Source organism: Bradyrhizobium sp. McL0615 (assembly GCF_049993905.1).
In the GTDB taxonomy this organism is placed as follows: domain Bacteria; phylum Pseudomonadota; class Alphaproteobacteria; order Rhizobiales; family Xanthobacteraceae; genus Bradyrhizobium.
Window position 1 is genome coordinate 1,888,305 of sequence record NZ_CP188254.1, and the last position, 14,385, is coordinate 1,902,689.

The following is a 14,385-nucleotide window of genomic DNA, read 5'->3' on the forward strand; positions in this document are numbered from 1 at the left end:
TTCGATGCGCAGATTATGGACCGTACTGGCGACGCTGTCGTGCCTGAGCCTGACCAATTGCGGCTATAACGCGATCCAGACCAATGACGAGCAGGTCAAGGCGAACTGGTCGGAAGTGGTCAACCAGTATCAGCGCCGTGCCGACCTGGTGCCCAACCTCGTCAATTCGGTAAAGGGTTTTGCGCAGCAGGAAAAGGACGTGCTGCTCGGCGTCACCAATGCCCGCGCCAAGGTCGGCAGCATCCAGGCGACGCCGGAGGTGCTGAACGATCCCGCCGCGTTCCAGAAATTCCAGGCCGCCCAGGGCGAACTGTCGAGCGCGCTGTCGCGGTTGCTGGTCGTGACCGAGAACTACCCGCAGCTCAAGTCGGACGCCCTGTTTCGCGACCTGATGTCACAGCTCGAAGGCACCGAGAACCGCATCACCGTGGCGCGTAACCGTTACATCAAGGCGGTGCAGGACTATAATATCGGCATCCGCACCTTCCCGAACAATCTGACGGCGATGATGTTCGGCTACAAGGAAAAGCCGAACTTTACGGTCGAGAACGAGAAGTCGATTTCGACGGCGCCGAAGGTGGATTTCAATCCGACGCCGGCTCCCGCGAAATAACGGCTGAAAAGACCAAATGCGATGAACGCTGCAAGAGCCTCCCTTCTTGCGCTGCTGTTGTGCTGGGCCTCTGCAGCCCTGGCGCTCGTCGCGGTGCCGCCTCTGAGCGAAAGGGTGGTCGATCAGACCGGCACGCTCACAGCCGGTGACATCGCCTCGTTGAGGCAAACGCTGAAGGATCTGGAGACGAGGAAGGGCAGCCAGATCGCGGTGTTGATCGTGCCGACAACAGATGGCGAGGCCGTCGAGCAATATGCGCTGCGCGTAGCGGAAGCCTGGAAGATCGGCCGCAAGAAGGTCGACGACGGCGCGCTGCTGGTGATCGCCAAGAACGATCGCCGCCTGCGCATCGAGGTCGGGTACGGCCTCGAAGGTGCGCTCACCGACGTCACAACCAAGCGCATCATCGACGAGGACATCACGCCGAAGTTCAAGGCCGGCGATTTCGGCGGCGGCGTCGCTGCCGGAGTCGACAAGATGGTGCGCATCGTCAATGGCGAGAAGCTGCCGGAGCCCGAGCCACCGCACTGGCAGGATTCGCAGTCGTTCGATCCGTCGGACTTGTTCAATCCATTTCTCATCATTCCGGCGATATTTTTCGGCGGGCTGTTGCGGAGCCTGCTGGGACGGCTGCTGGGCTCGGCGGCCGCCGGCGCGCTGACGGCCCTGATTGCCTGGTTCATGGTCGGCTCGGTCATGGCGTCGGTGATCGTCGGCGTGATCGCGTCGCTCTTTGTGCTGATCAGCGACGGTTTCATGTCAGCCGGGCCGCCGGGCCGCCGGGGCAGCCCTGGCGGATGGTCCGGGGGCTCCGGCGGCTCATGGTCCAGCGGCGGCAGTTCGAGCAGCAGCGGTGGCTTCAGTGGCGGCGGCGGCAGTTTTGGCGGCGGCGGTGCATCGGGGAGCTGGTAGCATGGGCATCAGGCGCATCGGCAGACATCTGGTCGAACACCGCTGGCGGCTGCGCCGTATCTTTCCGCCGGCGACGCTGGCGAAAATCGAGCAGGCGATCAAGGCGGGTGAGGCCACACATTCCGGGCAGGTGCGTTTCGTGGTCGAAGGCGCTCTCGACGGTGGGCCGCTGTTTCGCAATCAGCCGGCGCGGGAGCGGGCTCTCGATGTCTTTTCGGAATTGCGGGTCTGGGACACCGTCCACAACAACGGCGTCCTCATCTACCTGCTGCTGGCCGACCACGACTTTGAAATCGTAGCCGACCGCGGCATCGACAGCAGCATCGGCCGCGACGGCTGGGATAAAATCTGCCAGCAGATGGAAGCGGATTTCGGAGCAGGTGATTTCGAGGGCGGCGTGATCAAGGGGATAGCGGCCGTGTCGCGCGAACTGGCGAAGCATTTTCCGAAGGTCGGCAGCGGCCCGAATGAACTGCCAGATGCGCCGGTGGTGATTTGATGCTTACCCTCCCCTGGTGGGGGAGGGTCGGCTCGCATCGAGCGAAGCGAAATGCGGGACGGGATGGGGTGACGGTCTCTCCACGTCCAACAGAGTGCGTGCGGAGAGACCGTCACCCCACCTCGCCGCGCGCTTTGCGCACGTCGATCCTCCCCCTCCAGGGGAGGATGAAGAACTTTTCTTACGCCTTCGCCGAAGGCCGTTCCGCCACTCGCGCCATCCACGCGGCGATGTTGGTATTGGCGGGATCGAGCGGCTGGCCGACCTGGCCGGTGAAGTCGAGCCAGCCATAGAGCAGGATGTCGGCCAGCGTGAATCGTTTGCCGCAGAGATAGTCGCGGCCGTCGGCCATCTGGCCGTTGAGCCATTGCAGGCGGTTGGCTGCAATCATCTTGAGGCCGGGCGAGGCCTCGGGCGCGCAGGGAATCCGCTTCTCGAAAAACTTCAGGGCTTCGCCGAAGCGGTAGCCGTTCCCCATATGCTCGCAGATGTTGAGGTCGACGCGGCGGGTCCACATCCGGCATTCGGCGCGTTCCTCCGCCGTGGTCCCGATCAGCGGGGGATGGGGATGCTTCTCTTCCAGGTATTCGCAAATCGCGGTGATCTCGGAGAGATAATTGCCGTCGTCCAGTTCGAGCGTCGGCATCTGGCCATGCGGATTGCGCTTCAGATGCTCGGTCTCGCGGTTTTCGCCCTTGCGCAGATCGACGGTCTGCTTCGGCATCTCGATGCCCTTTTCCGCCATGAACATGCGGACCACGCGAGGGTTCGGCCCGACCGAGTCGTACAACTTCATGATGCTGTCTCTCCCGAAGTTTTCTTTGAGCAGTGTTGTTAGGAGACGTTGAACAGGCCACTGCGCCATTTGTCAAATGAACGGATCACATTCGGCGCCGCGGAATATGTTGCGGACCGGCTGGCCTAGCTGTCGTCGAGCTTGTTGAGGTCGCGCACCGACTGCATGATCGGTTCGAAATTCGATCGCGCATCGAGCGCGTCGAACAATTGCGCGGTGTCCGACAACAATCCGTGCGAGCGCTGGATTGCGATCCGCACGTCGTCCTGCGGGGTGTCGGATAGCCGGCCGTGGCCCGACAGCAGGATCTTCGAGTTCAGGCCCTTCAGCCGCTCCAGCGACTGGATGTAGTCGGCGATGCTGCCGGAGCCGAACACGCCACCCATCACGCCACCCGGCATCAGCGTGTCGGCCGCGAACAACAGCCCCTTGTCCTGCTCGAACAGCGTGATGCAGGCCGAGGTGTGGCCGGGCGTGTACATCACGTTGAGCCGGAAATTTCCGAGGTCGATCAAATTGCCTTCCTCCAGCCAGAGATCGACATTGATCGGCACGTTCGGCTCGTTGAACATCTTGCGCAGCATCGAGAAGTCGTCGCGCAGCATGATCTTGTTGGCGGCGAGCCGATGCGCGGCGATGAAGGCGCGGCCATGGAAATGATAGGCAGCGCCGATATGGTCGAGGTGCTCGTGGCTCAGCACCACCATGTCGATATCGTCGGGCTTCACCCCGATATGGTTGAGGCATGTCAGGAGATGCGGATAGTTCGAGGACAACCCGACGTCGACCATGATGGTGCGCAAACTGCCGCGCACCAGATAGGCGTTCGCCGCGCGGTTCTTGAAGCGGACCTGATAGACGTTCTCATCCGCCTCGATCAGCGTGCAGACGTCGCTGTCGAACAGGGTCTTGAAAGGGCTCGGTTTGCGCTCGCTCATGAATTGGCCGCGGCCCTGAAGGCAACCGTGTTGGAGGCGCGCAGGCGCTTGCTAAGCGCATCCATGATCATCAGCGCAAAGGCCGGCTGCTGGCTGACCAGATACACGAAGCGGGCGTGGTTGATCCGCATCACGCGGGTGTTTGGCGCGGCGGCAATGGCGGTTGCCGAACGGGACGAGCCGTCGATCACGGCCATCTCACCGAAGAACTCGCCCTTGCCGAGCGTGACGATCACGGTCTTGCTGGCGCCGTTCATCTTGGCGATCTCGACCTGGCCGTCGAGCACCACGAACAGTTCCCGCCCGGTCGAGCCTTCCTCAAAAATGACGTCATCTACATCAAACTCGTTGATGCATTTCTCGATAGTCATGGCGGCTCTGCCTTTCTGGCTGGTCAGGTCATGTTAATCGGGAAACAGACCGGCGCAAACGGAACCGGCAAGGATGCCGCAGGGCAGCATAGGTGGCTCGGGACCGGCTCGGCCGACGTTTGGCGGCCCAAACCGGGCCGGACAAGTTCCTAAAATTTCGGTAAGGCCGCCGCCGGTAAGGATTTGGCAAGCAATAAAAGTTACCAAATGGTCAATCAATTCTGGAGAATTCAACGTGAGCGATCAGCAATCACAGCCCACCAGCGGTGAAACCGGAACTCTCGGCGCCGCGCCGGCCGTTCCCGCCATGCCAGCGTCGAGTGAGCCGGTAAAGGCGGCGGCTGACGCGGAGGTCGAGGCTGCGAGACTCGCGCCCGACCAGGAAGAGACCTCGCTGACGCCCGAAGCGCCCAAGGTGGACGCGGTCAGCATGGAAGCGCCAAAGGTTGAGGCGCCAAAGGCTGACTCTTCCAAAATGGACGCTCCCAAGATCGACGCGCCCAAGATCGACGCCGTGAAGCCGGAAGCGCCGCGCTTCCCCGGCAATGTGACGATCATGTCGCCCGGGGATCGCGTCGGAGCCGATGCGAAGGCAGCGGCGGCCGGGTCGGCCGGCAAGCGCCGGTTCGGAGCGATGGCTGCGGTGGTGGCACTGGCCACGGTGGCGGGGGCGCTTGGCGGCGCGCTGGCAACCGCGGGAATTGGAAAGCTGATGGCCGGAGATTCGGCACAGGCGTCAGTGAAGGACAGCGCGCTCGAAACCTCGGTGGCGCGGCTCGATGCCGAGATCGTCGCCCTGAAAGCCGGCCTGGAGCATAACTCCAAAGCGACGACGGGCCAGCTCAACAAGGCCAGCGACCGCCTCGACAAGGTCGAGAAGGCGCAGGCCGAGCCGGCCGCGAAACTCGCCAAGCTCAGCGAAACCGTCGACAAGCTTCGCGCCGCCCAGACGACGACGACGGCTGCTGCCGCGCCGGCCGCCGCAAAGGACATTACTGGCTCGATACCGCAGCAGGTTGCGGCCGTAACGCCGCCTGCCTCTGCACCTGCGGCGCCGCCCAAGCCCGAAATGGCCCGGCTGCCGACCGTCGAAGGCTGGATATTACGGGATGTCGCCAACGGCAGCGCCCTGATCGAGAGCCGCCGCGGCATGTACGAGGTCTATGCTGGCGATCCCATTCCCGGTCTCGGCCGTGTCGACGCCATTCGCAGGCAGGACGGCCGCTGGGTGGTCGTGACCAGCAAGGGCCTGATCGTCGCGCGTTGACGGGACGACATACGAACAGGAAGGCGCTTCACGGCGATGTGAGGCGCCTTTTTTCTTGAATAGGTCTCATTGCGCGGTGTTAGTTGAGGCATGAGCCTCGCGCCCCGATTTCTCGCCATCGTATTTGCTCTGCTGTGCGGCGCCTTGCCGGCGCGTGCGGCACAGGATGCGGCGCTGGAGCGCGGCACCGCCATCACCGATCCAGCGATACTGCGCGAACTCGATGGCGGAAGATTCCGCCTCGATCGCATGCTGTTGCCGGAGCGGTCGGCGGATATCCCGCTCGCCAACAGCGCGTTGTTCGCCTTGCCGTCGATGATGCCGGTCCGGCAGGCGATCGATGCCGAGTTCGATCGCTATATCGCGCGACACCAGGCGAACCTGCCGAAGGAGACGATCGGCGTCGGCGAGGGCTTTGATTTCCAGATATTCGACCGCGCGCTGCTTTATTCGGCGGAGACGCGCTTCGTGCTGGCCGGCATCGTCAACCGCATGGACCGCACTTACGTTGCGGAAGCGAGCTGCGGCGAGATTCGCCTGATCTACCGCCTGACGCGGATCAACAAAGCGGCCGGCGACGATGCTGTGCCGCCGCGGCTGCCGATGACGCTGAACCTTGTGCTGAAAGCCAAAGCTGAGGGATCCGCGGTCGCCTGTTCCGACATCGCCAATCGCTGGCTCGGCGAAACGCTGTCGGCAAAGGATGGCGCGCTCGACCTGATCGACTATCATAACATCGACCGCATCGAGACCAATCTCCAGATCGCGCATGCGCCGAAATCTGCGGTTCGCGATTTCCGCACCGACTATCTGTTGAAGGTCTTTCGCTACGACGGGCAAGCGCGCGTCTTCGCGGAATCGCCGATGGAAAACCAGATCGACCGCGCGCGCCTTTTGGCTGATGATGGCCTCAAGCGCGAGTTCAGGGCGTGGCTGCTCGATCCCGTCAATCTCGCAGCGTTCGATCGCGGCACCGCGCTGATCCCGGAAAAATTCCTCGCCCGCGGTGCGATTGCGCCAACGCCGGTCGGGTTCGATCCATCGGAGCTGGAGCCGGAATTCGGGCTGGTGCAGGGCGAGGGCGCCGTGTTCAGCGAGGCTGACGTTGTGGCGGCGCTCAGGAAGGCTTTGGAAGCTGGCGTGAAGCTGCAGAACATCCGCTCGCCTGCCGGGTTCGAACGCAGGCTCAACGATGTGACCTGTGCCGGCTGCCACCAGACGCGCGGCATCGGCGGCTTTCATTTCCCGGGCGTCGACTGGATGGCGGAAAAGCCGTCGAATACGACCGTCGTGCCGGCTTCGCCGCATTTCTTCGGCGACCAGATCCGCCGCCGAGATATTCTCGCAAGCCTGCGCGACGGCAAGACGCCGGATTACTCGCGCGGATTTGCCAGCCGCCCACAGTCGCGCGGCAGCACCGAACTCGCCGGCACCAATTATTACGACGGCTGGGGCGGGCACTGCTATGTGCAGGGCAGGCCAGCGGCCGGCAATGACGCAAGTTTTCGCGACTGGACTTGCGCCGAGGGCCTGAGCTGCCAGGCGGCGGGCAAAATCTCGCGCATCGGCATGTGCTTCGTCAAAAGCCGCTAAGAGGTCTTCGCGAACCGTGCTAAGTGAGGACAGCAGCGAGCGATGCGGAGATTGGCGATGAGCTCTCCCGACCAGGACAGGCAACGTAATCGCAAGATCGCGGAGAACGAAGCCAATCGGCAGGTGGTCGGCGATGTCAGGGTCAGCGTCTGGGCGATCGCGGTCTCGATCGTTGCCGGGGTGATCGTGCTGGGCATCGTCTGGGCCTGGCTCAACCGCTGAAAATCGCCGGCGATGGTGGATTCCGCTGAGCGGCTGCATTACGCGCAGTAAGCGGCGGAGCGAAACTCTCCGGCTTGCGACTTCGTAGCCCGGATGAGCGCCGCGATATCCGGGAATTCACGCGCACCGTCCTGGATGTCGCTGCGCTCATCCGGGCTACGCGCTGAACCGCTGACAATCAGCCGAGCATTTACTTCGCGTAATGCGTCAGGCGCTTGCCGGGCAGCAGATCATAGGCCGATTTCCAGCCCGGCAATTGCGCCATCCGTCCGAGCCAGGCGTGGATTGCGGGATGGCTCGCCGCCCAATCGTATCCGGTCTCGTCGGCCGGATAATGCAGATAGGCCATCATCGATATGTCGGCCACCGTCGGCCGCGCGCCGATCGCGAACGCATTTTTCTGCATGTGCTGTTCGAGGATTGACATAAAATCGTCGAGACGCCTGCGGAAATGCTTCTGCACGTGCTCGTCCGGTGACGGGGTAAAGGCCCGGAAAAAGCGATAGGTCGCCATGTAGCCGGTGAGCTTGTGATTGTCCCAGAACAGCCAGCGCAGCAGTTCGAACTGCTCCTGCTCGGTCTCGCCGCCAAACCGGCCGAATTGCTTTGCCAGCATGAGCAGGATCGGCGCGGTTTGTGTCAGGCGTTCGCCGTCGACCTGGAGCACCGGAATTTCACCCATCGCGTTGACGTCGCGCCGCCATTCCGGCGTGCGAGTCACGCCGCCGCCGAAATCGGTCCAGACCGGCTCGAACGTCTGCCCGCACAGGGTGAGCATCAGCGCGAGCTTGTAGCTGTTTCCCGACTCCGGGAAGTAATGCAGGCGATAGCTAGGCATCTGCCTCACGCCACCGCGCCGGACGCGCGCAACTTGCCGATCGCGGCGTCGTCATAGCCTGCGTTGCGCAGGATCTCGTCGCTGTGCTCGCCAAGGCCGGGCGGCTTGCGCGGCTGAACCTTTTTGCTGCCTTCGACCCAGATCGGGCTGGAGATCGTCAGCATGGTGTCGTTCTCGAACGGCACCAGCACCTCGTTCTCGATCATCTGCTTGTCGTTCGGGATGTCGTCGAGGATGCCGACCACGCCGAACACCAGGCCGTTGCCGTCAAGGATCTTGCGCCATTCGGCGAGATCCCTGGTCGCAAAGGTCTCGTCGAAGATCTTGATCAGTTCGAGCGATCGCGCATGGCGCTCCTTCTTGGTCTCGAACCTCGCATCGGTGACGAGATCCTCGCGGCCGAGGCAGCGCGCCAGCGTCGGCCATTGCCGGTCCTCATTGAGCAGCGAGAGGATCAGCCAGCGTCCGTCCTTGCACTGGTAGTGGTTGGTGACCGCGTTCAGCGCGCGCTCGCGCGGGCGGCGTTCGCCGAACTTTGCGCCGACCAGTTTTGCCTGCGCCAGCACCGAGGCGGCCCAGACGCCGTTGGCCATCAGGTTGGAGCTGACATGCGAGCCCTTGCCGGTGCGCTCGCGCTTGTAGAGCGCGGTGACGATCGCGCCGTAAAACGCCATCGCGCAAGGATGGTCGCCCATGCCGGCGATCGAGCGCGCCGGCGTGGTGTGTTCGTCGGCCCGCACCAGGTCCATCAGGCCCGAGCGCGCCCAATAGGCATTGCTGTCGAAGCCCGGCTTGTTGGCTTCCTCGCCCTTTTCGCCATAGCCGGTGAAGGAAGCGTAGATCAGGCGTTCGTTGTGTGGCGCCAAATGGGCGTGGGTGATGCCGAGCCGCTCGCGCACCTGCGGCGGATAGTTGGTGATGAAGACGTCGGCCTGCGCGGCCAGCCGATGCAGCACCGCCTGGCCCTCGGGCTTCGAAAGATCGAGTGCGAGGCTCTTCTTGTTGCGGGCTTCCAGCATCCACGCGAAATTATGCTCGCTATGGGGGTAACCCGGCAAATTCGGCAGGTTGCGATAGGGATCGCCGGCGCCGGGCGGCTCGACCTTGATCACGTCGGCGCCAAAATCCGACAGCACCGTGGCAGCGGCAGGCGCAGCGATAAAGCTCGCGCAGTCCAGAACCTTGAGGCCGTCGAAAATACCCTTGTCCATCGTGGCGCCGCTCCGTGACGTTTGTTGCTTTTGCAGAGATATCGCTTTGAGCGATCCCTTTCAAACGCCATTTGGCCCATCTTGGAGGGGCGATGCAACTACTCCCCGCCGGACATCAGCGCTGCATTTCCGCCGGCTGCAGCCGTATTGATGGTCACGGTCTGCTCGGTTGCAAAACGCGTCAGGTAATGCGGCCCGCCGGCCTTGGGCCCGGTGCCGGATAAGCCATGACCGCCGAACGGCTGCACGCCGACGACGGCGCCGATCATGTTGCGGTTCACATAGATGTTGCCGACCTGGAGCCGGTCGATCGCGTCCTCCACGGTATCATCGATACGCGAATGGATGCCGAGGGTGAGCCCGTAGCCGGAGCGCTCGATCGCTTGCAGCACCTGATCGAACCGGTCGGCGCGGTAGCGCACCACATGCAAAATCGGGCCGAACACTTCTTCGGTGAGCTGGCCGGCATCGGACAATTCGAAAATATGCGGCGCGACGTAATTGCCTTGTGGTGCGCTGCCGGCAAAGTGCACCCGGGCTTCCTTCTTCATGCGTTCGATATGCGCGTCCAGCCGCTGCTTGGCCTCGGCGTCGATCACCGGGCCTATATGCGTGGCGGGATCTCGGGGATCACCGATGACGAGTTCGCGCGCCGCGCCTGCAATCATCTCGATCATGCGGTCGGCGACATCGTCCTGCAGAAATAACAATCGCAGCGCCGAGCAGCGCTGGCCGGCGGAGCGGAACGCCGAGGTCACGACGTCGTCGGCGACCTGTTCGGGCAGCGCAGTGGCATCGACGATCATCGCGTTGATGCCGCCGGTCTCGGCAATCAGCGGCACGATCGGACCATCCTTGGCGGCCAGCGCGCGGTTGATCGTCCGCGCGACTTCGGTCGATCCGGTGAAGACGACGCCGGCGATATCTGGATGCGCCACCAGCATGCCGCCGATGCGGCTGTCGCCCGCCACGAGATGCAGCGCCGACACCGGCACGCCGGCTGCATGCAACAGGCGGATGGCTTCAGCCGCGATCAGCGGCGTCTGCTCAGCCGGCTTCGCAACGACCGCGTTGCCCGCCATCAAGGCCGCCGTGACCTGGCCCAGGAAGATCGCCAGCGGAAAATTCCACGGCGAGATCGCGACGAAGACACCGCGGCCGCGCAGGCAGAGCTCGTTGCTCTCTCCCGTCGGTCCCGGCATCGCCTTGCCTTCGCCGAACAACGCGCGTCCCTGCGCGGCATAGTAGCGGCAGAAATCCACGGCCTCGCGAACTTCCGAGATAGCGTCGTCCAGTGTCTTGCCACCTTCGCCTTGCAGCAGCGCGATGAAATGCGCCGCGCGCCGTTCCATGAGATCGGCGGCCTTCTCCAGCGTCGCTGCGCGCATCTCGGCCGGCGTTCTGGCCCAGGGCTTGAAGCCGGCGCGCGCAGCCAATATCGCCGCATTGGCCTCGTTCTCGGTTGCGTCGGTGATGCTTCCCGCGGCGGGTATTGGTTCGGCGGCGATGTCCGAGGCGAGTTGCGCCAGCGCCGCGCGCTCGCCGAATTCGATCCCGCGAGAATTTTTCCGGTTCGACCCATAGAGATCGCGCGGCAATGGGATGTTGGGATGCGCGGCATTTTCGGCGCTGCCGATGATATCGGCCGGACGCCGCACCAATTGCGACACCGGCACAGCCTCGTCGGCGGCGAGCGCGACAAAGGATGAATTGGCGCCATTCTCCAGCAACCGCCGCACCAGATAGGCCAGCAGATCGCGGTGGCTGCCGACCGGCGCATAGGTGCGATGAGCGATATCGGGGCGGTCCTCGCCGAGCTTCGCATAGAGCGCCTCGCCCATGCCGTGCAGGCGCTGGAATTCGAATCCGCTCTGGTCCGTTGCCAGTTCGAGGATGGTCGCGACCGTCAGCGCGTTGTGTGTGGCGAATTGCGGAAAGATCCGCGGCCGCAGCGCCAGCAATTGTTTTGCGCAGGCGACGTAGTTCAGATCCGTCATCGCCTTGCGCGTGAACACGGGATAGCCGTCGAGCCCGCGCTCCTGTGCGCGCTTGATCTCAGTGTCCCAATAGGCGCCCTTCACCAGCCGCACCATCATCCTGCGGTCGAGGCTGTGTGCGAGACCATCGATGTAATCGATCACGTCGGAGGCGCGCTTCTGGTAGGCTTGGATCGCCAGACCAAAACCGTCCCAGCCTGCCAGCGATGCATCACCGAGCGCTGCGGCGATCACGTCGAGCGACAATTCCAGCCGGTCCGCCTCCTCGGCATCGACGGTGAAATTGAGGTCATGGGATTTGGCTTGCCCGGCGAGATCGATCAGGCGCGGGACCAGTTCGCGCATCACCCGCGGGCGGCTCACGGCCTCGAAGCGCGGATGCAATGCCGAGAGCTTGACCGAGATGCCCGGGCGGTCGGGCAGGGGGCGGTCACCGGCGGTGCGTCCGATCGCCTCGATCGCGCTGGAATAGGAATTGAAATAGCGCGTGGCGTCATCGGCCGTGCGCGCGCCTTCGCCGAGCATGTCGAAGGAATAGCGTTGATGGCGCGAGGAATCCGGCTGCGCCCGCGACAGCGCGGCTTCAATGGTCTCGCCTAGCACGAAATGGTTGCCCATCAGCCGCATCGCCTGCCGTGTCGCAGCCCGCACGGCCGGTGCGCCCAGCCGCTTGGTGAGCCGTCCGATGGTCCCCTGCGGCGTCTCGCCCGGCTGGATCACGCGGGCCGACATCCCGAGCGCCCATGCGGAGGCATTGACCAGGAACGCGCTGGACCGGGTTTCGTGATGGATGAAGTCGCCCTGGGCGAGCTTGTCCTCGATGAACTGGTCGGCGGTGCGGGCGTCCGGCACGCGCAGCAGTGCTTCCGCCAGCACCATCAGCGCCAGTCCTTCCTTGGTCGACAGCGCGAACTCGCGCAGCATGTCCTCGACGCCGCCGAGCGGATCGTCATTGGCCCTGATGGCCTCGATCAGCCGCGTCGCCGTGCGATCGATGCGCGCCTCCTGCGCCGCATCCAGCCGCGCCGCCGCCCGGAGCAGGCGGTCGGCCATCGCGCGATCATCGGGTGCGTAAGGCGCGCTGAAGGGCGCAGGGGATGGTGGTTGGTCGGGCATACGATTCGCTTGGCTCCTGCCACGAGTTTACCGCCGCTCCAACCGTAGTTCGATAGACAAATATGGAGTTTTGCCTTAGGAAATTCGGAAGATTTCCAGGATAGCCAGATAAATGGTTGAAATTGACAAGATAGACCGCAAAATCCTCTCAATTCTTCAAGGGGATGGCCGTATCGCGAATGTCGAACTGGCCGAGCGGATCGGACTGTCCCCGACCTCGATCGGCGAGCGGCTGAAGCGGTTGCAGCGCGACGGTTTTGTCGAGGGCTACGGCGCCAGGCTCAATCCGCACCGGCTGGGCTTGGGCTTGCTCGTGTTCGTCGAGGTGATGCTCGACAAGACCACGCCCGACGTCTTCGAGCGGTTCGCCAAGGCGGTGCAGACGGCGCCCGAGGTGCTGGAGTGCCATATGGTGGCGGGTGGCTTTGACTATCTGGTCAAGGCCAGGGTCGCCGACATGACGGCCTACCGCCGGTTCCTCGGCGAAACCCTGCTGGCGCTGCCGGGCGTGCGCGAGACGCGGACTTACGCCGTGATGGAAGAGGTCAAGCGCGACGCGCCGCTGCCGGTCGGCTAGTCCCGCTCGATGCGGGGGAGCCAACTGGCGCATGGAAAACACAGCGGCCGGAATTTCCGCAGGCTCGATCCACAGATCGCGGGCTTGCCGGTTGGCAGCGTGCCCGAGCCGCGCTAATCGTCAGGCACGCCGTCGCTTGGGAACAGCAGGGATCATGCGAGACGCTGGAAAGCCGATACGGGGAAGCCGCACGCAAAATAGCTTCGCGGCCGTGCTTGGCGTGCTCGTTGCCGCGCTGTTTGGCAGCCCGGTTGCGAACGCCTCCGAGATGAGCTCTGCGATCGCTTACCTCTACAACTCGGTTTCGATCTATCCGCCGTCGGCCACATCGATGACGGTCTGCTACGGCTTCGTCTGCCGGCGCCGCGAGATCCTCGATTTCACCGCCGGCGACCGCAACGCGATCACACAAATCATGGCGGCCGGGCGCGCCTCCGCCGCAGCCGAACGCGCCGCGGTGCAGAAGGTGGTGGTGTGGTTCGATCGCCGCATGGGGCCGATCCTCGGCACCAACAAGCGCGTGGCGAAGGCGGATTTCCGCTACTTCGACGACAAGCACAATTTCGATTGCTGGGACACGACGCGGAACACCACCAGCCTGTTGCTGGTGTTGCAGGAATGGGGCCTCTTGAAGCATCACGCGGTCGGGGATCCGAAATATCGCGGCAATACGCTGGTGCTGCAGACGCCGCACAACACTGCGGTGCTGGTCGAGCGCGCCACCAAGGTCGAGTGGGTCGTCGACCTCTGGCCGCGCGGCTATCTGCAGCCACCCGACGTGATGACGGTCGAGAGATGGGTTACGGAAGATTGAGCGGCCGGTTGTTACGCACGTTTTGATTTTCGTGCATGCAGAAGCGGTGCTCGCTCCGCCGAACGCTCACAGTTTTTTGGAAATTTTTTCAAGCTCAACTCCCGGAAACGTCCGAGAGTGCGCCGTTGCCGATCGCGCGTTCGCGCTAGACCTTGAGGTTCTCAGCCGAAGTCTTGCCGCGGTTAGCGATCTCTTCGTACTCGACGGACTGCCCTTCATTGAGTGTCGAAAGACCAGCTTTCTCAACTGCCGAAATATGAACGAACACGTCCTTGCCGCCATTCGAGGGCTGGATGAACCCGTAGCCCTTGGTTGGATTGAACCACTTCACCGTACCTTTAGCCATTCACGTCGTCTCCGCGGAATCAAAAAAAGTAATCGAGCCGTCGGTCCCCGCACTAACCGGCATGCCCGAGGCACAAGGATACGCGGGTTGGGGCAGGCTGGGTAGCGCAAACGGAATGCCGGTTTCGGCAAAAAAGTGCCCATTCGCACCCGATTTCCGCCGTTTTGCCGGTTTTTGGCTCATTTGGCCCAACCGGGCGGCGGTGATTCGACAATTGGGCAATTGGTTCGACCCCGGCCGCTGGACGTCATTTTCCCACCTGGAGGGGAGGGGGC

At 63.4% G+C, this 14,385-nt stretch carries 15 protein-coding genes; 8 read left to right on the plus strand and 7 right to left on the minus strand.

Going from position 1 to position 14,385, the window contains the following annotated elements; genetic code table 11:
- Nucleotides 1-4 precede the first annotated feature (4 nt).
- The 3 genes from ACPPVP_RS09015 to ACPPVP_RS09025 are packed head-to-tail and all read left to right on the plus strand — an operon-like array spanning nt 5 to nt 2,024.
- Nucleotides 5-613 (plus strand): LemA family protein, encoded by a 609-nt coding sequence (locus tag ACPPVP_RS09015; RefSeq protein WP_426533270.1) that lies wholly within the window; start codon nt 5-7, stop codon nt 611-613.
- Nucleotides 614-634: 21 nt separating this feature from the next.
- Complete coding sequence (locus ACPPVP_RS09020) at nt 635-1,525, plus strand: TPM domain-containing protein (RefSeq protein ID WP_426533272.1); 891 nt, start codon at nt 635-637, stop codon at nt 1,523-1,525.
- Between the two features lies 1 nt (nt 1,526).
- Nucleotides 1,527-2,024 carry a TPM domain-containing protein gene (locus tag ACPPVP_RS09025; protein WP_426537754.1) on the plus strand — a complete coding sequence of 166 codons (498 nt, stop codon included), beginning with the start codon at nt 1,527-1,529 and terminating at the stop codon, nt 2,022-2,024.
- A 181-nt stretch (nt 2,025-2,205) separates the two neighbouring features.
- Here ACPPVP_RS09025 and ACPPVP_RS09030 read toward each other — a convergent pair whose 3' ends face one another.
- The 3 genes from ACPPVP_RS09030 to ACPPVP_RS09040 all read right to left on the minus strand — a co-directional run bounded on the left by ACPPVP_RS09030 (nt 2,206) and on the right by ACPPVP_RS09040 (nt 4,129).
- Nucleotides 2,206-2,820: a glutathione S-transferase family protein gene (locus tag ACPPVP_RS09030; RefSeq protein ID WP_426533274.1), complete on the minus strand. Its 615-nt coding sequence runs from the start codon at nt 2,818-2,820 to the stop codon at nt 2,206-2,208.
- 125 nt (nt 2,821-2,945) lie between these two features.
- Nucleotides 2,946-3,758: an MBL fold metallo-hydrolase gene (locus ACPPVP_RS09035; RefSeq protein WP_426533276.1), complete on the minus strand. Its 813-nt coding sequence runs from the start codon at nt 3,756-3,758 to the stop codon at nt 2,946-2,948.
- On the minus strand, nt 3,755-4,129 hold the full coding sequence (locus ACPPVP_RS09040) for a Crp/Fnr family transcriptional regulator (RefSeq protein ID WP_426533278.1): 375 nt from the start codon (nt 4,127-4,129) through the stop codon (nt 3,755-3,757). Before ACPPVP_RS09040 ends, ACPPVP_RS09035 begins: the two co-directional genes overlap by 4 nt.
- Before the next feature lie 235 nt (nt 4,130-4,364).
- On the opposite strand from ACPPVP_RS09040, the gene ACPPVP_RS09045 reads away from it, so the two are divergent.
- From ACPPVP_RS09045 to ACPPVP_RS09055, 3 genes are all read left to right on the plus strand, one after another.
- A complete protein-coding gene (locus tag ACPPVP_RS09045) occupies nt 4,365-5,396 on the plus strand; it encodes a hypothetical protein (RefSeq protein WP_426533280.1) in 1,032 nt (343 codons plus the stop codon).
- Between the two features lie 90 nt (nt 5,397-5,486).
- Nucleotides 5,487-6,989, plus strand: a complete 1,503-nt coding sequence (locus ACPPVP_RS09050) for a hypothetical protein (RefSeq protein ID WP_426533282.1) — start codon at nt 5,487-5,489, stop codon at nt 6,987-6,989.
- A gap of 57 nt (nt 6,990-7,046) precedes the next feature.
- Nucleotides 7,047-7,211, plus strand: a complete 165-nt coding sequence (locus tag ACPPVP_RS09055) for a hypothetical protein (RefSeq protein ID WP_426533284.1) — start codon at nt 7,047-7,049, stop codon at nt 7,209-7,211.
- Nucleotides 7,212-7,401: 190 nt separating this feature from the next.
- Here ACPPVP_RS09055 and ACPPVP_RS09060 read toward each other — a convergent pair whose 3' ends face one another.
- The 3 genes from ACPPVP_RS09060 to putA all read right to left on the minus strand — a co-directional run bounded on the left by ACPPVP_RS09060 (nt 7,402) and on the right by putA (nt 12,373).
- The gene (locus ACPPVP_RS09060) at nt 7,402-8,049 is read right to left on the minus strand and encodes a glutathione S-transferase family protein (protein ID WP_426533286.1); all 648 of its coding nucleotides are present in this window, start codon (nt 8,047-8,049) and stop codon (nt 7,402-7,404) included.
- Nucleotides 8,050-8,054: 5 nt separating this feature from the next.
- On the minus strand, nt 8,055-9,260 hold the full coding sequence (locus tag ACPPVP_RS09065; RefSeq protein WP_426533288.1) for a CaiB/BaiF CoA transferase family protein: 1,206 nt from the start codon (nt 9,258-9,260) through the stop codon (nt 8,055-8,057).
- A gap of 98 nt (nt 9,261-9,358) precedes the next feature.
- Nucleotides 9,359-12,373, minus strand: a complete 3,015-nt coding sequence (gene putA, locus ACPPVP_RS09070; protein WP_426533290.1) for a bifunctional proline dehydrogenase/L-glutamate gamma-semialdehyde dehydrogenase PutA — start codon at nt 12,371-12,373, stop codon at nt 9,359-9,361.
- A gap of 112 nt (nt 12,374-12,485) precedes the next feature.
- Here putA and ACPPVP_RS09075 point away from each other — a divergent pair, with 112 nt between their 5' ends.
- Both ACPPVP_RS09075 and ACPPVP_RS09080 read left to right on the plus strand, forming a co-directional pair.
- Nucleotides 12,486-12,950: an Lrp/AsnC ligand binding domain-containing protein gene (locus tag ACPPVP_RS09075; protein WP_426533292.1), complete on the plus strand. Its 465-nt coding sequence runs from the start codon at nt 12,486-12,488 to the stop codon at nt 12,948-12,950.
- A 154-nt stretch (nt 12,951-13,104) separates the two neighbouring features.
- Nucleotides 13,105-13,764, plus strand: a complete 660-nt coding sequence (locus ACPPVP_RS09080) for a hypothetical protein (protein ID WP_426533294.1) — start codon at nt 13,105-13,107, stop codon at nt 13,762-13,764.
- 145 nt (nt 13,765-13,909) lie between these two features.
- On the opposite strand, the gene ACPPVP_RS09085 is transcribed toward ACPPVP_RS09080, so the two are convergent.
- A complete protein-coding gene (locus ACPPVP_RS09085; protein WP_212419956.1) occupies nt 13,910-14,110 on the minus strand; it encodes a cold-shock protein in 201 nt (66 codons plus the stop codon).
- Between the last annotated feature and the right edge of the window lie 275 nt (nt 14,111-14,385).